General features: G+C 57.7%; 16 protein-coding genes. 7 read left to right on the top strand and 9 right to left on the bottom strand.

Annotation, left to right across the window (positions count from 1 at the left end):
- The first annotated feature begins 157 nt into the window (after positions 1–157).
- Together ACIPIZ_RS01870 and ACIPIZ_RS01865 are read left to right on the top strand one after the other, a co-directional pair.
- Positions 158–3,247, top strand: coding sequence for a hypothetical protein (locus ACIPIZ_RS01870; RefSeq protein WP_401163614.1), 3,090 nt, complete (start codon positions 158–160; stop codon positions 3,245–3,247).
- A gap of 334 nt (positions 3,248–3,581) precedes the next feature.
- Positions 3,582–5,945 carry an autotransporter outer membrane beta-barrel domain-containing protein gene (locus tag ACIPIZ_RS01865; RefSeq protein WP_401163613.1) on the top strand — a complete coding sequence of 788 codons (2,364 nt, stop codon included), beginning with the start codon at positions 3,582–3,584 and terminating at the stop codon, positions 5,943–5,945.
- 49 nt (positions 5,946–5,994) lie between these two features.
- On the opposite strand, the gene ACIPIZ_RS01860 is transcribed toward ACIPIZ_RS01865, so the two are convergent.
- The 4 genes from ACIPIZ_RS01860 to ACIPIZ_RS01845 form a co-directional block, all read right to left on the bottom strand.
- Positions 5,995–6,453 (bottom strand): hypothetical protein, encoded by a 459-nt coding sequence (locus ACIPIZ_RS01860; protein WP_064390200.1) that lies wholly within the window; start codon positions 6,451–6,453, stop codon positions 5,995–5,997.
- A gap of 194 nt (positions 6,454–6,647) precedes the next feature.
- The gene (locus ACIPIZ_RS01855; RefSeq protein ID WP_150648106.1) at positions 6,648–7,289 is read right to left on the bottom strand and encodes a DUF1345 domain-containing protein; all 642 of its coding nucleotides are present in this window, start codon (positions 7,287–7,289) and stop codon (positions 6,648–6,650) included.
- 137 nt (positions 7,290–7,426) lie between these two features.
- Entirely contained in the window at positions 7,427–10,522 is a 3,096-nt protein-coding gene (locus ACIPIZ_RS01850) for a multidrug efflux RND transporter permease subunit (RefSeq protein ID WP_401163611.1), read from the bottom strand.
- 15 nt (positions 10,523–10,537) lie between these two features.
- The gene (locus tag ACIPIZ_RS01845) at positions 10,538–11,695 is read right to left on the bottom strand and encodes an efflux RND transporter periplasmic adaptor subunit (protein WP_064390197.1); all 1,158 of its coding nucleotides are present in this window, start codon (positions 11,693–11,695) and stop codon (positions 10,538–10,540) included.
- Between the two features lie 202 nt (positions 11,696–11,897).
- On the opposite strand from ACIPIZ_RS01845, the gene ACIPIZ_RS01840 reads away from it, so the two are divergent.
- Together ACIPIZ_RS01840 and ACIPIZ_RS01835 are read left to right on the top strand one after the other, a co-directional pair.
- The gene (locus ACIPIZ_RS01840) at positions 11,898–12,599 is read left to right on the top strand and encodes a response regulator transcription factor (RefSeq protein ID WP_064390196.1); all 702 of its coding nucleotides are present in this window, start codon (positions 11,898–11,900) and stop codon (positions 12,597–12,599) included.
- A 4-nt stretch (positions 12,600–12,603) separates the two neighbouring features.
- The gene (locus ACIPIZ_RS01835) at positions 12,604–13,905 is read left to right on the top strand and encodes an ATP-binding protein (RefSeq protein ID WP_064390195.1); all 1,302 of its coding nucleotides are present in this window, start codon (positions 12,604–12,606) and stop codon (positions 13,903–13,905) included.
- A gap of 88 nt (positions 13,906–13,993) precedes the next feature.
- On the opposite strand, the gene pncA is transcribed toward ACIPIZ_RS01835, so the two are convergent.
- The 4 genes from pncA to ACIPIZ_RS01815 all read right to left on the bottom strand — a co-directional run bounded on the left by pncA (position 13,994) and on the right by ACIPIZ_RS01815 (position 16,507).
- Positions 13,994–14,620 (bottom strand): bifunctional nicotinamidase/pyrazinamidase, encoded by a 627-nt coding sequence (gene pncA, locus ACIPIZ_RS01830; RefSeq protein ID WP_064390194.1) that lies wholly within the window; start codon positions 14,618–14,620, stop codon positions 13,994–13,996.
- Positions 14,621–14,670: 50 nt separating this feature from the next.
- Positions 14,671–15,429: an anti-sigma factor gene (locus tag ACIPIZ_RS01825; RefSeq protein WP_122854901.1), complete on the bottom strand. Its 759-nt coding sequence runs from the start codon at positions 15,427–15,429 to the stop codon at positions 14,671–14,673.
- A complete protein-coding gene (locus ACIPIZ_RS01820; RefSeq protein WP_371920143.1) occupies positions 15,426–15,911 on the bottom strand; it encodes a sigma-70 family RNA polymerase sigma factor in 486 nt (161 codons plus the stop codon). Before ACIPIZ_RS01820 ends, ACIPIZ_RS01825 begins: the two co-directional genes overlap by 4 nt.
- 62 nt (positions 15,912–15,973) lie before the next feature.
- A complete protein-coding gene (locus ACIPIZ_RS01815; protein WP_064390192.1) occupies positions 15,974–16,507 on the bottom strand; it encodes a tetratricopeptide repeat protein in 534 nt (177 codons plus the stop codon).
- A 159-nt stretch (positions 16,508–16,666) separates the two neighbouring features.
- Here ACIPIZ_RS01815 and ACIPIZ_RS01810 point away from each other — a divergent pair, with 159 nt between their 5' ends.
- From ACIPIZ_RS01810 to nudC, 3 genes are all read left to right on the top strand, one after another.
- The gene (locus ACIPIZ_RS01810) at positions 16,667–17,437 is read left to right on the top strand and encodes a class I SAM-dependent methyltransferase (protein ID WP_401163608.1); all 771 of its coding nucleotides are present in this window, start codon (positions 16,667–16,669) and stop codon (positions 17,435–17,437) included.
- A 194-nt stretch (positions 17,438–17,631) separates the two neighbouring features.
- On the top strand, positions 17,632–18,444 hold the full coding sequence (locus ACIPIZ_RS01805) for a crotonase/enoyl-CoA hydratase family protein (RefSeq protein WP_105706590.1): 813 nt from the start codon (positions 17,632–17,634) through the stop codon (positions 18,442–18,444).
- A 6-nt stretch (positions 18,445–18,450) separates the two neighbouring features.
- Positions 18,451–19,281 carry an NAD(+) diphosphatase gene (nudC, locus tag ACIPIZ_RS01800; RefSeq protein WP_105706589.1) on the top strand — a complete coding sequence of 277 codons (831 nt, stop codon included), beginning with the start codon at positions 18,451–18,453 and terminating at the stop codon, positions 19,279–19,281.
- On the opposite strand, the gene ACIPIZ_RS01795 is transcribed toward nudC, so the two are convergent.
- A complete protein-coding gene (locus ACIPIZ_RS01795) occupies positions 19,249–20,028 on the bottom strand; it encodes a TSUP family transporter (protein ID WP_064390185.1) in 780 nt (259 codons plus the stop codon). The two genes, nudC and ACIPIZ_RS01795, sit on opposite strands and share 33 nt — an antisense overlap.
- Between the last annotated feature and the right edge of the window lie 41 nt (positions 20,029–20,069).

The raw sequence follows: 20,069 nt of genomic DNA, 5'->3' as shown, positions 1-20,069 counted from the left end.
GTACGTCAAGGTGCGTTAATCACGAGCCAACCTGCGTCAGAGGTCTTTCGCCGACGAGCGGTCGCTTTACCTGTCAGATCTGACAGTAGGCAAGTCTGTTCGCTAAGCGCTTAATTCCCTCAGCGTTGCGAACGGAATTTTACAGGGCCGTCAGCCAATGAATTCTTTCTCTATCGAAACAAATAACATCGGTATTTTTGCGGTTCCGCTAACGATCGATGGCGTCGGCACGGGCGGTGCACTTCCACCTGACGCACCCGTTAAAGGCGTGATCATCCGTATACCCATGTGGCCGAATCCGTCGGTCATTCCTGGTAACTTCGATCTGATTGAAATCATGGTTCTGGAACCCGGAGCCTCCGAGGCAGAAGAACAGATTTTTCACAGTGAACGCCTTCCAGTACCTGTGACCGTCCCTGATTTTTTTATCCTTCCACCTCGATATTTACAGCGTGACGGCGATATCCGGCTCAGATATCGCGTTACTGCGCAAGACACTGGTAATCCTGATACGTCCTTGCCGCAATGGTACATCGTCAGCCGACTAATTCCCGTCAACTTGTTGGAGCCAGAATTTCCAAGTGCAACTATCTGGGGGTATCTCAATTGCAATTCAGTACCCAAAGTGTGGAAAACAGTACAAATCAAAGTGCCTGCGCAGCCTGGACGGTTTGCCGAAAAAGACGTCGTCACTCTGGATTGGGAAGGTTTTCAAAGTCTCAATGGCGTGAGGCCAATCAAAGGAACGGCGGGACGGTTCTCCAAAACATTGACCCTGGCAGATGCTAATTCAACTGACGGATTCTCGTTTGAGCTGACTTCCCAACATTACGCCAAATATATTGAGCCGATGGCAAGAGATGCTTCTGCTCTTGCCACCTACACCTTGCATCGAAATAACACCGCTTTGGGAAAGTCAGAAACTGGCCTGGTCAAGTTCGACCGGGTTGTTCCTGGTAAAAGTAATTTTTGTGGGCCGGTAACAAGTGTGTTGGACGTTTCTGAAAGCAACAAAATGTTAGCCAAAGAAGTTAGCAGTCTGCAGTCGCGTAGTTTTCTATTGGGCGATAACGTTAATTATCCAATAAATGGCATGTTGATGGAGCGTACGAATATGAATATGCAGGCGAAACTTGGGACGGGTGTGCTGGCGTTGCCTCCTGTTATTGTAGGCAATTTGCCGGATGGTCGATTGACTTACGAGCAGTTGGTCGTTAATAAAAAAATTACTGTGCACTTGACTGATATTGATGATAAGGGCCCGGACGGGGCAGCAAGGATTGAACTTTATCTTTTTCCCAAGGGAACAGTTCCTGTCGAGTTCGACCCAACATTTGTTGTTGTGACGAAAACCAAAGCCGCCGAGCCCGGTGGAGACTGGACATTCCCTATTGTGTTCGAGGTCGATATCCCGGCCAGGGTAAGGGAGGTCTTCAATGCGAACGGTGATTACACACCTTTTGAATTGTCGTTCTTCATTTATGATGCATTCGATAACGTCGATACCTCCAGTCCCCACACCGAGATCCTGCTGGATCAGACTGCGCCTTACCAACGCCAACCCGGTGGTCCGAACGGCACAGGTATACGGCCTACGCTGTTGACCTTGGGGGCGGGGTTTCCTCCAGTTATCGATGATGCCTGGCTGCTCAATCCTGCCAACAGTGGTGGTTTGAAGTTAACCATTCCCACGGCTTATCAGAAGTTCGAAGCGAGCAAAGATAAGGTCAATTTTTATATCTCGACGCAAACCACGTTTTCTCTGATGCAGGGTGAAGGCGCGGTGGTCGAAGACTTTCCAGTGCCAACCGGCGGTGTTATCAATGTGCCGCTCAGCTATTTGTCGGCGATGAATGAAGGGTCTTACTTTTATTCCTACAACCTGATCGATTTGCCGGGCAATGTAAGCAACAACTCGGCTATTACCACGCTGTTCAGGCGCGTCAAGACTCCTGCGCCGGTATTGGAAGTTCCAAGAATCCCTGTCACGGGCGCCAATGGCAGTGTTCCGATTACCTTGTCCACTGCTGCTGATCCAACCAAAGTCATCATGGAAATCGACTTTCCGTTGAATTCGCTTCCGGGTGATCGAATCATTCCGTACTTGACCTCTGATCAGGCCGGGGCAGCGATTGCGTTGCCTGAACAACCGATTCCGCCGGCTGGTACTGCCGGGCCTCTGCTTTTCGAACTGGATTTTGACATCATGTCCCAGCTCTTTGGCGATGCCAATGGGACTCAAGAGGTGGAGTTTGAGTACTGGTACGAACTGGAGCGCTCAACAATCACGCCTAACCCGACTTCGGCGTCTGTGTTTGCCATCGTCGACTTTTCCTATGCCGGGCCTGAGCAACCGAATCTGCCCGACTTGCCGAACATCAACATTTCTCCTGTCGTGGTGCAGGGCGCTGGGACTCCGGCGCCAGCACCAAACACACTGGGTCCGGCACAGGCTGGTATTGCGGCAACGATGAATTGGCCTTTGTGGACTGATGTAAACCGTCCGGTCACCGGGCGTGAAATCGTCAAGTTCTATTACCAGGATAAACAGGTCGGCGAACCCATTCCGGTACGGGTGGGCGACACAACCGTGCAAACGACATTGCCTTGGGAAACCATTCGCCTGGAGGGGAACGGTACGGGGGCAGACGCTCGCAAAGCGTACATCACCATCGAGTACCCGGGCAGCGCCAACGTGATGAAGCAGAAGATACCTACCGATGTCCAGGTGACTGCTATCGTGATCAATGTACCCGCGCCTCAGCTTATCGTGTCAGCGTTCCGAGCTGCGAGTGGAACTGTTGTGCCGGAGCGGATTATCACCAGCATCAACTGCCCTAGCCTTAATCATCCTGTAACGGTGAACGGTCCAATGCCGCCGTATCAGCCGCGTAATTTGCGGATCCGGATTATCCGCGATGCCAATATCCCGACTGGGGCAACGGTCGATCTGACGTTCGTGGGGCGCACCACAAATACTCCGGCTGGCACGGATATTCCCAACACCACTATCACGGATTCCGCCCCGATGCCGCCAACGGGAGATCTAGAGTTCCGTCTTACCGATTATGAGGCGATCAAAACGATCCAGTTGCCGAGTACTGCACCAGGGACTCGTCCAGCCACCCGTTACGCCCGCATTGCCTACACGGTCAACGGCATTACATCCGAAACGATCGTCCCTGTGGCGCTTCTGAATACGAGTCTGGTGTATTGCGACATTGAACGGCCTGAAGTAACTCCTTGATTCGGCGTATGAGTTCGTCAGCGCTGGTGAAAGTCAACTGGCTTTTCTTTCATCAGTGCTGGCGATTTTTTACTTTCGAATGAAGCCTCGTACATGAAAATGAGACAAGTCCTACCTCGACGAGGATGTTTCCTACATATAACTGGCTTGGTAAACCGTAGTCTGACGGCCGTCTCGGATTGCCCTCACATATCAGTCATGGGGGGAACCGCGTTCGTCAGGTAATGTTACCGAGTAGGGCCTAAATATGTCTTCAATATCAGATTCCGCGTTTCCCAGAAACACTCTTCATTTTTGTTTGCTTACATGTATTCCAATTTTATTTGATTCGGGATTGTCCCACGCCGCCACCGTTCCAGCAGGCACCACGCAAAATATTGATGCCACTACACCATTGGATACCTGGCAACTTGAAACCAATGCTTCGTTGATAGGCCTTGGCGCCGAAACTCTCGCTATCACTGGTACGGTGGGCAGTACTGTCAACTTGACCGGCTCTACCGTTACCTCAGCATCTGCTTCACAAGGAATGTTCCTGACCAACGCCAGTGCCATATTGAGTCGCACTACTGTCACCAGTGCGGGCGGGATTGGTATGTCAGCGGTTCGTGGCGTTGCCAGCGTCGGAGGATCGACGGTGACCTTGCGTGACCAATCTGTAGTTCAAGGCCTACAAGGCGGGATCGCGGGCAATCGGTTCAGCAATATCGATATCCAGAACTCCACTGTGCAAGGCACTGGAGGCAGCAGTTTTGGTATTCGATTGCTTGAAGGCACACTGTCCGCCACCTCAAGCACCCTCACGGGTGGACGCAACGGTTTGATCGTCGGAACCGACACTCAGGCATCGGCCATCATTCCATCAACGATCCTGCTTGATGGTACGCGGGTGGAAGGTCAGGGCGGCTCCGCCATTTTGGTGGGCTTCAATGCGCCGAATTTCCCTACCATTGCCAATATCACAGTACGTAATCATTCGACATTGATCGGCGCCAACGGCACCTTGCTTGAGGTCGGTCCTGGTGCTTCCGCAAATCTTGTCGTGGACGACAGCGTTCTAAAGGGGAATGTCGAAGTGGCTTCCGGCAGCTCGGCAAATGTCACGCTGCAAAACAATGCAACCTTGAGCGGCAACTTGCAAAACGTTACCAGCGCGACACTCAATAATCGGGCGAATATGACGGGCAACGTCATAGGCGCATCTACCATGTTGATCGACAATGCTTCCATGTTGACCGGCGACTTGCAGAATGTCGCCAACACCACGATCAACAATCAAAGCGTTATGACCGGCAACGTTTCAGGTGCCGCGAACAGCGTTTCGGCCTTGCGGCTGGACAATGCTTCCACGCTGATAGGGCAAGTCAATGATGTTGCCAACTTTGCCATCGGCAATCAGGCGTTGTGGCAAATGACCGCCAGCCAATCTGTGAGTAACCTGGCGCTCGCCAATGGCGGCAGGGTGAAGCTGGGCGACGGCCAACAGTATTTCCAGCTTGATGTGGCCAATCTGTCGGGCAGCGGTACGTTCGAGATGGGCACCGACTTCAACAGGGGCATCAGTGATCTATTGAATGTGACGGGCAGTGCAGCCGGTAATCACCAGTTATTGGTTTCAAGTACAGGGCTGGACCCTGTCAGTGATGCGTCAATAAAAGTGGTGCAGAGCGTCGCCGGTACTGCCGAATATGGTTTGGTCAACAGCAAAGTGGATGCCGGTGCATTCACTTACAAATTGATCAAGGAAGGAAACGACTGGTATTTGCAGCCTGACAAGGAAGTTGTCAGTACACCCACACGCTCGGTCTTGGCCATTTTTGGTACGGCTCCCACGGTGATATACGGCGAGATGGCATCGTTGAATAACCGCATGGGCGATCTTCGCAATAACAGCGAGTTGACCGGTGGCTGGGTTCGCTCTTACGGCAATCGATATTCCATCAGCAATAACGCTTATGGCGATGGTTACAGCCAAAATCAGTATGGTTTGTCCATGGGTGTGGACACTCCAATCCAGCTCGCGGATGAAACAGTATTGTTTGGCGTTTTCGCAGGGTACAGCAAGTCCGATCTGGACTTGAAACGCGGCAGTTCAGGCGAAATCGACAGCACCTCGATCGGTGTCTATGGTACGTGGTTGGGTGAGAGTGGCTATTACCTGGATACTGTTGCCAAGCTCAATCATTTTCGCAACGATGCCAAAGTGACGATGAGTGATGGCACTCGTACCAAAGGTGATTACGACAACCTTGGCGCGAGTGCGTCGGTGGAGTTTGGTAAGCACATCGACATCAGCGAGGATTACTACACTGAAGTTTTCACTCAGTGGCAGGCTGCGTCTGTGCAAGGCAAGGAATATACGCTGGATAACGGGTTGCGCGCTGACGCCGACACTACACGCTCTATGCTTGGCAAGGTGGGCGTCACGCTAGGCAGAGGTACGACCTTGGCGGATGGCAGTATCGTGCAGCCTCATGTGCGCGCCGCGGTAGTCAACGAATTTGTGAAAAACAACGAAGTGCGCATCAACGATAATAAATTCAATAACGATTTGTCCGGTGGGCAGTTTGAAGTGGGGGCCGGAGTATCATGGACATTGACTGGCCGTTGGCAGATGTACGCAGAGGTGGATACCAGCAAAGGTGAAAATGTCAGCAAAGACTTTGGTATGGGCATTGGTGTCCATTATCAATTTTGAGTCATAAAAAAAGGGAGGCTTAGCCTTCCTTTTTTTTTAATGCTTTTATTCATCCAGCCTTCAAAACCTGAAAATTGCCTTTCAGGGTAAACGTGTCGCCCTCTGTACCTGGATACTCAAGAGCTGCCTGGAAACTGCCTTTGACGTTGTCTCCAAGCGCTGGCTCCAGTTTGATATTTCCAGAGACGCTTTCATAGACAGTCCCATCAGCATCTTTAAAACTAAAGTCCACATCAGCGCGCGATCTCAACTCATAATCGCCAACGGCGAAATTGGCCGGTAATGAAATGTACACTGTCCGAGCAGCCAGGCTTTTTGCCTTTGTCTTTGCGGCGGGTCGATGTACGGCTGTAATAAGAACGGCGTCGGTTTTTTGTGGCCCGGATTTCACGTTGTCTATCAGTCGAGAAGTGGCGATAAACTCTGGAAATTCTGTTTTCGTAGCAAATGCTGCTGCATTGACATAGTTACCGTCTGCGAAGCTGGTGCGCTTGATTACCGCTTTCATGGAATCGGTCTCCGTTACGAAAGAAGAGGTACCCAAAGGCCTTAGCCCTAATCCTGGATGAGCCATCTAATACTGTCCGTATAGGGGTTGTATACTGTCACTGTTGACAGTTTACGAAGTCTCCAATCTGTGAAACTAATGGTTCTTGGATAACATCGCCGGTTGCTAAGTAATTGTCGTCTTCCAGGCCACCTTCAACCAAACAACCCTGCCGCAATATTGATCGAGAAGCCCAATATCGCCGTGTTGAATACGAACCCGATCAACGATTGCGCCAGCACAATCTTGCGGATATCCCGCGTCGCCACGCCCACATCCGCTGTTTGCACCGCCACGCCGATGGTGAACGAGAAGTACAAGAAGTCCCAATAGTTGGGCGTGGTCAGTCCTTCGGCGAAACGCAGCGCCGGTTCCTTGCCATCCCAGGTGTAAAACAGGCGGGCGTAGTGCACGCAGAAAATCACTCCGATCAGTAGCCACGAACCGATCACTGTGAGTGCGGTAAACCCGTAATGCATGAGCTTGCGCGTGGTTTCCAGGTCTTTGCTGCCCGCCAGTTCGAAGGTGATGGTCGCCAGACTCGCCAGCGCGGCGATGCACACCACGAACAGCACCAGCCCGGCATTTTCGTCTTCGACTTCAGCGATGCGTTTGACGTCCGGGGCCTTGGCGCGCACGGTCAGCCAGAACATCAGGATCAGGTAAGTCCAGACACCGGCGTTCCAGCCAATGAGGATTTTACTGACGATGGAGTCGGCGGGTGCCAACAGGCCGGTGGCAAGGCCGAACAGGGCGGCGGCAGACAGGCGAGGGTGGGTGCGAGCGAGAAAGCGCATGGGGACTCACTTGGTGAACTGTCCCAGCACCATAGCTCACACAACCTTGCTTTTGTAGGAGCTGCCGCAGGCTGCGATCTTTTGATCTTCAAAACAACATCAAAAGATCGCAGCCTGCGGCAGCTCCTACTTTTGCATCAGTGCCTGGTGAATCGTTGTACGAGCTTCATGACGACGACGAAGAAGACCGGGACGAAGATCACCGCCAGCGTCGCGGTGATCATGCCGCCGATCACCCCGGTCCCGATGGCTTGTTGGCTTGCGGAACTGGCGCCAGTGGCGATGGCCAGTGGCACCACACCGAGAATGAACGCCAGCGACGTCATCACGATCGGACGCAGACGCAGACGTGCTGCCTGCAACGTCGCATCGATCAGGTCATGCCCTTCGTCATACAAGCTCTTGGCAAACTCGATGATCAGGATCGCGTTCTTTGCCGAGAGGCCGATGATGGTGATCAGCCCGACCTTGAAGAACACATCATTGGGCATGCCGCGCAACGTCACGGCCAGCACCGCGCCGAGCACGCCCAGTGGCACCACCAGCAACACCGAGGTTGGAATCGACCAACTCTCGTACAGCGCCGCCAGACACAGGAACACCACCAGCAAGGACAGACCGAGGAGGATCGGCGCCTGATTGCCGGACAGGCGTTCCTGCAACGACAACCCGGTCCATTCCTGACCAAGGCCTTTCGGGCCCTGCGCTACCAGACGTTCGATTTCGGCCATGGCCTCACCGGTACTGTGCCCCGCTGACGGTTCGCCGGAAATCGCAATCGCCGGATAACCGTTGTAACGGGTCAACTGCGCCGGGCCCTGAATCCAGTTGGCCTGCACGAACGCTGACAGCGGCACCATGTGCCCGGTGTTGTTGCGTACGTGCATTTTCAGCAGGTCGGCGACCTGGCTGCGTTGATCGCCTTCGGCTTGCACGACGACACGCTGCATGCGCCCCTGGTTGGGGAAGTCGTTGATGTAGCTGGAACCGACGGCGGTGGACAGCACATTACCAATGTCGGCAAACGAAACGCCCAAGGCATTTGCCTGCTTGCGGTCGACGACCAATTGCACTTGCGGCGCTTCGGCCAGCGCGCTTTCGCGCACGTTCATCAGTACCGGGCTTTTCTCCGCTGCCGCGAGCAGTTCGGTGCGCGCCTGCATCAAGGTCGCATGGCCGAGGCCGCCGCGATCCTGCAAACGGAACTCGAAACCACTCGATGTGCCCAGGCCATCCACGGGCGGTGGCAGTACCGAGAACGCCATGGCGTCCTTGATCTCGCTCAACGCGATATTGGCGCGGTCGGCAATCGAACTGGCGGAGTCATCACTGCCGCGCTGCGACCAGTCCTTCAAGGTCGAAAACGCCAAGGCTGCGTTCTGGCCGCTACCGGAGAAGCTGAAACCGAGAATCACCACACTGTCGCTGATCCCTGGCTCGCCGGCGTTATGCGCCTCGAGCTGTTCAGCCACGGCCACCGTACGATTCTTGGTCGCACCGGGTGGCAGTTGAATGTCGGTGATGGTGTAACCCTGATCTTCCACCGGCAGGAACGAGGAGGGCAGACGCGCGAAGCACAGACCGAGCCCCACCAGCAGGACGACGTAAATCAGCAGGTATCGGCCACTACGTTTCAGCGCATAGCCGACCCAGCCCTGATAACGATCGGTCAGGTGCTCGAAGCGGCGGTTGAACCAGCCGAAGAACCCGGATTTCTCGTGATGTTCGCCCTTGGCAATCGGCTTGAGCAGCGTCGCGCACAATGCCGGAGTCAAGGTCAGGGCAAGGAACGCCGAGAACAGAATGGACGTGGCCATCGACAGCGAGAACTGTTGGTAGATCACCCCGACCGAGCCCTGCATGAAGGCCATCGGAATGAACACCGCCACCAGCACCAGCGTGATGCCGATGATTGCGCCAGTGATCTGCGTCATCGCCTTGCGTGTGGCTTCCTTGGGCGACAAACCCTCGGTGGCCATGATCCGTTCGACGTTTTCGACCACAACAATCGCGTCGTCCACCAGAATGCCAATGGCCAGGACCATGCCGAACATGGTCAGCACGTTGATTGAGAAGCCCAGCGCCAGCATGGTCGCGAACGTGCCCATCAATGCCACCGGCACCACCAGTGTCGGGATCAGCGTGTAACGCACGTTCTGCAGAAACAGGAACATCACCGCGAACACCAGCAACATCGCTTCGCCCAAGGTGTAGACCACTTTGGTGATCGAGACTTTGACGAACGGTGAAGTGTCGTACGGGATCTTGTATTCCACCCCCACCGGGAAATAGCGCGCCAGTTCGTCCATCTTCGCCCGCACCAGCGTCGCGGTGTTCAGCGCGTTGGCCCCCGGCGACAGCTGCACGCCGACGGCGGTCGACGGCTTGCCGTTGAGGCGCGTGCCGAACTGGTATTCCTGACTGCCGATCTCGACCCGCGCCACGTCACCGATGCGCACGGTGGAGCCGTCGCGATTAGCCTTGAGCACGATGTCGGCGAACTCTTGCGGCGTCGACAACTGACCTTTCACCAGAATGGTTGCGGTGATTTCCTGGCTGGACGGGTTTGGCAAGTCGCCAATGCTACCGGCAGAAACCTGGGCGTTCTGCGCGACGATGGCGGCGTTGACGTCAGCCGGCGTCAGGTTGAAACCGATGAGTTTCTGCGGATCGATCCACACGCGCATCGCTCGCTCGGCGCCATACAGCTGGGCCTTGCCGACGCCGTCGAGACGCTTGATCTCGTTCATCACGTTGCGCGCCAGATAATCGCTGAGCGCGACGTCGTCGAGTTTGCCGTCACTGGACGTCAGGGTGATCAGCAGGAGGAAACCGGAGGAGACTTTCTCCACCTGCAAGCCTTGCTGATTGACCGCTTGCGGCAGACGCGACTCGACCACTTTCAGGCGGTTCTGCACGTCGACCTGCGCCAGCTCCGGATTGGTGCCAGGCTGGAAAGTCGCCTTGATCGTCGCACTGCCAAGGCTGCTCTGCGATTCGAAGTACAGCAGGTGATCGGCACCGTTGAGCTCTTCTTCGATCAGGCTGACCACGCTTTCGTCGACGGTTTGCGCCGACGCACCAGGGTACACGGCATAGATTTCGATCTGCGGCGGCGCGACATCGGGGTATTGCGCCACCGGCAATTGCGGGATGGCGAGCGCACCGGCCAGCAGGATGAACAACGCGACGACCCAGGCAAACACCGGACGGTCGATAAAGAATTGCGGCATGGAAAAGCGTCCTGCTTACTGACCAGAAGTCTGGGCAAGTGGAAGAGGGGTATCGTCGATCTGCACTTTTTCGCCAGGACGGGCGTGCTGCACGCCTTCGACGACGATGCGGTCGCCGGGCTTGAGACCGCCGGTGACGATCCAGCGATCGTTTTGCACCGCGCCCAGTTGCACCGGTTGCTGCGCCACACGCATTTGCTCGTCGACGGTCAGCACTTGCGCGATGCCGGCGCTGTCACGTTGAACGGCGCGTTGCGGCACGGTAATACCGTTCTGGATCTTCGCCTGTTCGATGCGCACCCGGATGAAACTGCCCGGCAGCAGATCGAGGTCCGGGTTCGGAAATTCGCTGCGCAAGATGATCTGGCCTGTGCCCGGATCAACCGTGATATCGCTGAACAGCAGTTTGCCCGGCAACGCATAGAGACTGCCGTCATCCTGAATCAGCGTGACCTTGACCTGATCCTGACCGACCTCCTGCAACTGCCCGGAGCGGAATGCACGCCGCAGTTCGTTGAGTTCGCGGGTCGATTGCGTGACGTCGGCGTGAATCGGGTTCAACTGCTGAATCAATGCCAGCGGCGTGGTTTCGTTCTGCCCGACCAGCGCGCCTTCGGTGACCAGCGCACGCCCCACACGCCCGGAAATCGGTGCGACGACGGTGGCATAACCCAGATTCAGTTTCGCCCGCTCGACGGCGGCCTTGTTGGCCGCGACGTCGGCGGCGGTTTGCCGGGCGTTGGCGCGCGCGTTGTCGTAGTCCTGACCACTGATGGCCTTGTCGTCGATCAGCTGCGCGTAGCGTTGTTCCTGCAGTTTTGCCTGGAAGGCATTGGCTTCGGCTTTGCGCAGCGCGGCTTCGGCGCTGTCGAGGTCAGCCTTGAACGGCGCCGGATCGATGCGGAACAGCACGTCACCCTTTTTCACGTCGCTGCCTTCTCGGAAGGTGCGCTGCAGCACCACGCCGGCGACCCGTGCGCGGACTTCGGCAATGCGCGGCGCAGCGACGCGGCCGCTGAGTTCGCTGCTGATCGACAGGGGATGGGCCTCGATGGTTTCGATGCGCACGGTGGCCGGTGGCGCCTGTTCCTCGGCGTTCGAGGACGAGTCACAGGCACTCAGCGTCAGCGCCATTGCGATCAGGCCGAGCCCGGCCAACAGTTTGTTCGACATTTACCACCCCCAATATTGATGCCTGCATCCTACGGCCAGTCGCCGAGAGTAGCGGTGAAGCTTTGTAGGCGCTGTGTGAAATTGTGTAAGGGTTTTACTCAGGGGCGGCTGAGGGCGTATATCCTTTAGCCCTTGAAATTTATTGCGACAGTTGCATCGTCATCGCGGGCAATGTCGCCACTGCACTTTCTGGAACACCTCCATGCCCAACATCCTCCTGGTCGAAGACGACACCGCCCTCGCCGAACTGATTTCCAGCTATCTGGAACGCAACGGCTATTCCGTCAGTGTCATCGGCCGTGGCGATCACGTACGTGAGCGGGCGCGGGTCAATCCGCCGGACCTGGTGATTCTCGACCTGATGTTGCCGGGCCTCGATGGCCTGCAGGTGTGCCGCTTGCTGCGGGCCGACTCGGCGACGTTGCCGATCCTGATGCTCACCGCCCGCGATGACAGCCACGATCAGGTGCTGGGCCTGGAAATGGGCGCCGACGATTACGTCACCAAGCCCTGCGAGCCACGTGTTTTGCTCGCGCGGGTACGCACCTTGTTGCGCCGCAGCAGCCTCGGCGAACCGTTGACGGTCAACGATCGCATCGTCATGGGCAACCTGTGCATTGATCTGTCCGAGCGTACCGTGACCTGGCGCGAGCAACCGGTGGAACTGTCCAGCGGCGAGTACAATTTGCTGGTCGTGCTGGCCCGGCATGCCGGCGAAGTGCTGAGTCGTGACCAGATTCTGCAACGTTTGCGCGGCATTGAATTCAATGGCACCGACCGTTCGGTGGACGTTGCGATCTCCAAGCTGCGGCGCAAGTTCGACGACCACGCCGGTGAGGCGCGCAAGATCAAGACCGTGTGGGGCAAGGGTTATCTGTTCAGCCGTTCCGAGTGGGAATGCTGAGCTGATGTTTCGCATCCTGTTTCGCCTGTACCTGGTGACGATCATCTCGTACAGCGCGGCGATCTATCTGGTACCGGACCTGGTGGTCATGGCATTCCGTGAACGCTTCGTCACCTATAACCTGGATTATTCGCGCGGCCTGCAATCGCTGATCACCAAGCAGTTTCATGCTGCACCGCACGAACAGTGGCCGGCGATTGCGGCGTCGATGGACAAGGATTTCCAGCCGTTGCACATCGTCCTTGCGCGCATCGATAACGCCGATTTCACCGCGATCGAGCAGCAACGACTGCGCCGTGGCGAAAACGTGGTGCGCATCGGCGACTGGGGCTGGCGCACGCTGGCAGTGACACCGCTCAATGACGATATGGCGGTGCAAATGGTCGTGCCGCCGGACCCGATGGACGTCAATCTGTTGTACTGGAGCATTAACGTGTTGATCGGCGCGAGCCTGCTGGCGTGCCTGCTGCTGTGGTTGCGCCCGCACTGGCGCGATCTCGAACGCCTCAAGGGCACTGCCGAACGCTTCGGTAAAGGTCATTTGAGCGAGCGCACGAAAATCGCCCAGAGTTCGAACATCGGCAGTCTGGCCAACGTGTTCGACACCATGGCCGGCGACATCGAAAACCTGTTGAATCAGCAGCGCGACCTTCTCAATGCTGTCTCCCATGAACTGCGTACTCCGCTGACGCGTCTCGATTTCGGCCTCGCGCTGGCGCTGTCCGACGATTTGCCGGCCGCCAGCCGCGAGCGCTTGCAGGGCCTGGTCGCGCACATTCGTGAACTCGATGAGCTGGTGCTTGAGCTGCTGTCCTACAGCCGCTTGCAGAACCCGGCGCAATTGCCGGAGCAGATTGAAGTCTCACTGGACGAATTCATCGACAGCATTCTCGGCAGCGTCGATGAGGAGCTGGAGTCGCCGGAAATCGTCATCGACGTGTTGTTGCATGGTCAGCTCGAACGCTTCTCGCTGGATCCGCGCCTGACCGCCCGCGCCATCCAGAATCTGCTGCGCAATGCCATGCGTTACTGTGAGAAACGCATTCAGATCGGCGTGCAGGTCAGTGGCGAAGGTTGTGAGATCTGGGTGGACGACGACGGGATCGGCATCCCGGACGATGAGCGCGAGCGGATTTTCGAGCCGTTCTACCGGCTGGACCGTAGCCGCGACCGGGCCACCGGTGGTTTTGGCCTGGGTCTGGCCATCAGTCGCCGGGCCCTGGAAGCGCAGGGTGGCACCCTGACCGTGGAATCCTCACCGTTGGGTGGCGCACGCTTCCGGCTATGGCTGCCCACTACCACCTGAAACCACTGTAGGAGCTGCCGCAGGCTGCGATCTCTTGATCTTGAAAACACCCTCAATAGATCGCAGCCTGCGGCAGCTCCTACACGGGTCAGATCAGTTCGTTTGACTGGATCAGACCGACCCCGGCCAGTTGCATGCGCTCGATTGCTGCTGCCAGTGATCCCTGCAGATCGATCGCCCGGCAGGCATCCAGCACGACAAATGCGTTGAAGCCTGCCGTGCGTGCATCCAGCGCGGAAAACATCACGCAGAAATCCAGCGCCAGTCCGACCATATAGACCGTGTCGATGCCACGCTCCTTGAGATAGCCGGCGAGCCCGGTGACCGTCGTACGGTCGGCTTCCAGGAATGCCGAATAACTGTCGATGTCCGGGTTGCAACCTTTGCGGATCACCAGTTGGGCATGAGGCAGATTCAGTTCCGGATGGAACTCGGCGCCGGGCGTAGCCCGCACGCAATGATCCGGCCACAGCGTTTGTTGGCCGTAAGGCAACTCAATCACATCGTACGGCTCGCGCCCGGGATGGCTGGAGGCGAACGAAGCATGACCGGCAGGGTGCCAGTCCTGGGCAATGATGACCTGCTTGAAGTGGCCGCCGAGACGGTTGATCAGCGGGACGATCTGATCGCCTTCCGGTACGGCCAACTGTCCGCCTGGGGTGAAGTCGTTCTGCACGTCGATGACCAGCAGCGCGCTGCGCGGTGAAATCTGCATCGGTATGTCCTCCTTGGATAATCACGCGCACAGGATAGTAGCAACGGCCGTCATGCGCTCAATCGTTCGATCAGGTGTCTGGCCAGAGCATCAAGTTCCGGCGCCGGGTTATGCCCGATCAACATCCACGCATGCTCGCGCGCGGTCCAGTACACCACGTTCATGGCGTGTCGCCGTTCGTGAGCCAGCGGCTGGCTGCCGCTGTTGGCGCGGGTGACGCACAGGGCCATCGGCCCATGTCTGGCATCGAGATAGGTGATTTGCGCGATCGGCACGCCGTCGTATTCGAGCAATTGCGCGCGCTTGAGCTCCGCGCCGGGCAGCCTCAGCGTGGCCGGTGCCAGACTCAAGCCCAATCGCGCGTCCACCGTGCGCAACTGCGCGCGCTGACTCGCCTCGTCTACCGGCAGATGATCAAGCGTCTGCGGGACATAAAGCGCCATGTAGTCGCCGACCCGTTCGCGCCAGCAGTGGTCTTGCGCCGCTTGCCAGCCGAGCAACAGCCGATCGGCCAACACGCCGCCAGCCACCAGGGTGGCGGCCGCCGCAGCGATAAACCAGCGTCGGCTCAGGCGCGGATGTTCCGGTGACGCAATACCGTCGAGCCGAGCCTGCAAGCGTTCCAGTGGCGCCTGCTGCGCCAGTTCATCGTAGGCCGCTTTGTACGGCAGATTGCTGCGGCTCAGCCATTGCACACGCAGGCTGAGCAGCGGATCGTCGGCGATGGCACTGTCGAATTGGCTGCGCTGTTCGCGGTCGAGTTCGTCGTCCAGGTACGCGACCAGTTGTTCATCCGAAGGTGTGTTCATGACCGGTCTCCTTCGGTGGTTTTCGGCACCGCTTGCAGCGGCGGGTATTCGGCGAGTTTCAGGCGTGCGGTGGCCAGGCGACTCATCACCGTGCCGATCGGCACTTGCAGGATCTCGGCGACTTCGCGGTAGGACAAGCCTTCGACATAGGCCAGATACACCGTTTCACGCTGGGTCTCGGGCAGGACGTCGACGCGCCGAATCACTTGCGCAGCCAGTACATGGGTTTGCGCGGCGTATTCACCATCGAACGCCAGATGGCCGTCGGCATCGACCTGTCCTGCGCCCTGACGCACGCGCCGCGCGCGCACTTCATTGAGCCAGATCGAATGCAGGATGCTCAGCAGCCAGCGGTCCATGCGCGTACCGGCGATATATTGAGCAGAACGCTCCAGCGCCCGCACGCAGGTGGCCTGGACCAGATCCTCGGCGACATGCCGATTGCGCGACAGCAGCAGACCGTAGCGCCACAATCGCGCCAGATGCTGTCCGAGTTCTGCTCTGAATGCCTGATCGCTGACGATGATGGCCTCCGCTTTTGATATCAGGTTTTCGATGAGTCGTTAATGGCTTGCGCCAGGTCCTGGTATTCCTCGCACGCCGTGCCGCAGATCGACTGGATCTGCCGCAACTGTTCTTGCGCGAGGTCGACGCGGCCTTTGATCACGTAGGCTTCGCCGAGGTATTCGCGCACTTGCGCGTATTGCGGATCGAGTTTCACCGATTGCAGGTAATAGCTGATGCCTTCGTCGGTACGCCCGAGTTTGCGCGTGGCGTACCCGCGATAATTCAGCGCCTTGGCGGTGTTCGGCTGTTTCAGCGTGTCGAGCAACGCCAGTGCTTCATCGTAGCGACCCGCCTTGGCCAGGCGATAGGCGTAATCGGTGCGGTCGGCATCGGGCAGCAGGCTGCTGGTCTGCAATACGCATTTTTGCGTTTTGCTGTCCCAGACCTGACCTTTCGGGCATTCGGGCTTCTGCACCGGCTCGTCTTCGTCACCATTGGCGAAGGCCAGATGGCTGGACATGGCAGCCGCCAGCAGCAGCGGGGCGGCGAACATAACGGAACGGATAGTCATGGGCAAGGCTCCACAGGGGGTTATGTTTCACTTTGAACACCACAGGGTGAAATTTTATTCATTGCTTACTCAGTGACTGTTCAAGTCAGGCACAAATTCCGGCGCTATGCTCGCAAGCGTCTGCCGTTGATCCGAAGCTCTGCGATAAGGGGGACTGCCATGAACGATCATCTGCATCATTCCACTGGGGGCTACAAAACGGCCGCTGATACCTACGTCAAAGGGCGGCCGGATTACCCACCGCAAGTCAGTGACTGGCTGACGACAACGCTAGGTCTGGATGGTCACAAGACGGTGATTGATCTGGGCGCCGGCACCGGCAAATTCACCGGTCGGTTGGTGGCCACAGGCGCGCAGGTTATCGCCGTCGAACCCGTGGCGCAGATGCTCGAGAAACTTTTTGATGCCTGGCCGCAGGTGCTGGCCGTGCATGGCACGGCGACCGATCTGCCGCTACCGGATGCGTCGGTCGACGTGGTGATCTGCGCGCAGGCGTTTCACTGGTTTGCCAGCGAAGCCGCGTTGACCGAGATCGCTCGAGTGCTCAAGCCTGGCGGCAAGTTGGGGTTTATCTGGAACCTGCGCGACACCCAAGTGAGCTGGGTGCCGAAGCTGGACGCCATCGTTAATGCGCTGGAAGGTGATACGCCGCGTTATTACACCGGCGAATGGCGCAAGGCGTTTCCGCACCCGGCGTTCGGGCCACTGCAGTTGCAGCAGTTTCACAATGGGCATACCGGCTCGCCGGAGGACGTGATTTTCAATCGGGTGCGTTCGACCAGTTTCATTGCCGCACTGCCGGACGCACAACGGACGAAGGTTGATGAGCAGATTCGCGCGCTGATCGCGTCCGAGCCCGAGTTGCGCGGCAAGGATGTAGTAACAGTCCCCTACGAAACCGCAGCCTTCGTGACACGAAAATCCCTGTAGGAGCTGCCGCAGGCTGCGATCTTTTGATCTGGTCTTCTAAAATCAGCATCAAAAGATCGCAGCCTGCGGCAGCTCCTACAGGGTGGAATGTTGCAGTACATCTCCTCAAGTCAGTCCCGCATTTGGCCGAACCGCCACTGTGATGCCTTGTTATAGTTCGGGCCTCATTTTCAGCCCGGTAAAGGATCACTGCCATGACTCAATACTCCGCTTTCAGCGTCGAACTGGCCGACAACATCGCCCATGTGCAAATCAATCGCCCGGAAAAAATCAACTCGATGAACGCGGCATTCTGGAGCGAGATCGTCGAGATCTTCCAGTGGATCGACGACACCGACGAAGTGCGTGTAGTGGTGCTCAGCGGCAATGGCAAACATTTTTCCTCTGGCATCGATCTGATGATGCTCGCCGGCGTCGCCAATGAACTGGGCAAGGACGTCGGCCGCAACGCGCGCCTGCTGCGCCGCAAGATCCTCACCCTGCAAGCCTCGTTCAATGCCGTCGATAACTGCCGCAAACCGGTGCTCGCAGCGATTCAGGGTTACTGCCTGGGTGGCGCCATCGATCTGATCGCCGCGTGCGACATGCGTTACGCCGCCGAAGACGCACAATTCTCGATCAAGGAAATCGATATCGGCATGGCCGCCGATGTTGGCACTTTGCAACGGTTGCCACGGATCATCGGTGACGGCATGCTGCGTGAGCTGGCTTACACCGGCCGCACCTTCGGCGCTGACGAGGCGCGCAGCATCGGCCTGGTCAATCGCGTCTACAGCGACAAGGACGCGTTGCTCGAAGGCGTGCTGGAGATCGCCCGCGAGATCGCTTCGAAATCGCCGATCGCGGTCACCGGCACCAAGGAAATGATCAGCTACATGCGCGACCATCGCATCGACGACGGCCTCGAATACGTTGCCACCTGGAACGCCGCCATGCTGCAATCCACTGATTTGCGCGTGGCCATGGCCGCCCACATGAGCAAACAGAAACCCGAATTTCTGGACTGAGAAACCATGACAGCTCGCTGGACCACTGCAGTACTCGACACCGATCAACCGGGCGGCTGGGCGGTTGCGCGCAGCCCGGACGGTTTTTTGTTTGATGACAACGGCGCGCTGTTCCCACGCGAATGGCTCAAGCGGCAGGACTTGTCGATCCTCGCCGAGCACGGCATTGGCCATCTCGACGGCGAGCCGGTGTATCTGCTCGAACTGCGCAGCACCAGTGAGGTGCCGGGTTGCAACTGGAAAGGCCTGAGAGCGTTCATGCTCGATGGCGATCACACGATCTACAAAGTGCTCGGTTACGCCGCGCAGATCGGCACCTGGGCTCGCGAGCACCGTTTCTGCGGCAATTGCGGCCAGGCGATGACGCAGGTGCCGCGCGAACGGGCGATGTATTGCCAGCCGTGTGACTTGCGCAGTTATCCGCGTATTTCGCCGAGCATGATCGTGCTGATCACCCGTGGCGACGAGATTCTGCTGGCGCGTTCACCACGTTTCGTCAGCGGGGTGTACAGCACGCTGGCGGGGTTCGCTGAACCTGGCGAGTCGGCCGAGGATTGCCTGATTCGTGAAGTGCGCGAAGAAGTGCAGATCGAGGTGCAGAACATTCAGTACCTGGGCAGCCAGTGCTGGCCGTTCCCGCATTCGATGATGCTCGGCTTCCATGCCGAATATGCCGGTGGCGAGATCGTCTGTCAGGAAGACGAGATCGAAGACGCCCAGTGGTTTAACGTGCACGACCTGCCGCCGTTGCCGGCGTCCAAGTCGATTGCCCGTTACCTGATCGACGTCTACGTGGCGCGGCGCTTAGGCCACGCTGAACCAGTGCTGCCAGGCTAGGCGCACGGTCAAACCCAGCACCACGGTGATGAACACCGGGCGAATGAACTTGGCGCCGCCGCTGATTGCGGTGCGCGCGCCAAAGAACGCGCCGACCATCACCGACAGGCCCATGCTCAGGCCGATGATCCAGTCCACCTGCCCGGAAAACACGAACACCGACAGCGCCGCAATGTTGCTGACGAAGTTCATGCTGCGCGCCACACCGCTGGCCTTGACCAGGTCGATCGGGTAGAGCAGCAGGCTGCTCACCGTCCAGAATGCGCCAGTGCCAGGCCCAGCCACACCGTCATAGAAACCGAGGCTGAAGCCTTGGGTCGACTGCCATTTCTTTTTGATCGGCGCATCGCTGTCCAGCGGCGCTTTTGGCGTGCCGCCGAACAACAGATATAGACCGCAAGCGAAGACGATCACCGGGAGCATCTTGTTCAGCCATTCGGCCGGCAGGTAATGGGCGACGATGGCGCCGGTCAATGCACCGACCAGCGTGCCGACAATCGCATGCACCCACTGGCGTGGATGAAACAGCTTGCGGCGGTAGAAGGTGAAACTGGCGGTGGCCGAACCGAAAGTCGAACTCAACTTGTTGGTGCCGAGCACCAGGTGCGGCGGCAGGCCGGCAGTCAGCAACGCTGGCGTGGTCAGCAGGCCGCCACCGCCGGCGATGGCGTCGATGAAACCGGCAATGAAGGCGACGATGGCCAGAATGGCCAGAGTGGTGAGGTCAACGCTGAGTTCGAAAGGCATGGAATCGGCTTATTCGGCAGGGCGCAGAACGTGAGCTGCGG

Source organism: Pseudomonas sp. NPDC087690, from assembly GCF_044743175.1.
Taxonomy (GTDB): Bacteria; Pseudomonadota; Gammaproteobacteria; order Pseudomonadales; family Pseudomonadaceae; genus Aquipseudomonas.
This window is presented reverse-complemented; position numbering and strand designations above follow the sequence as displayed.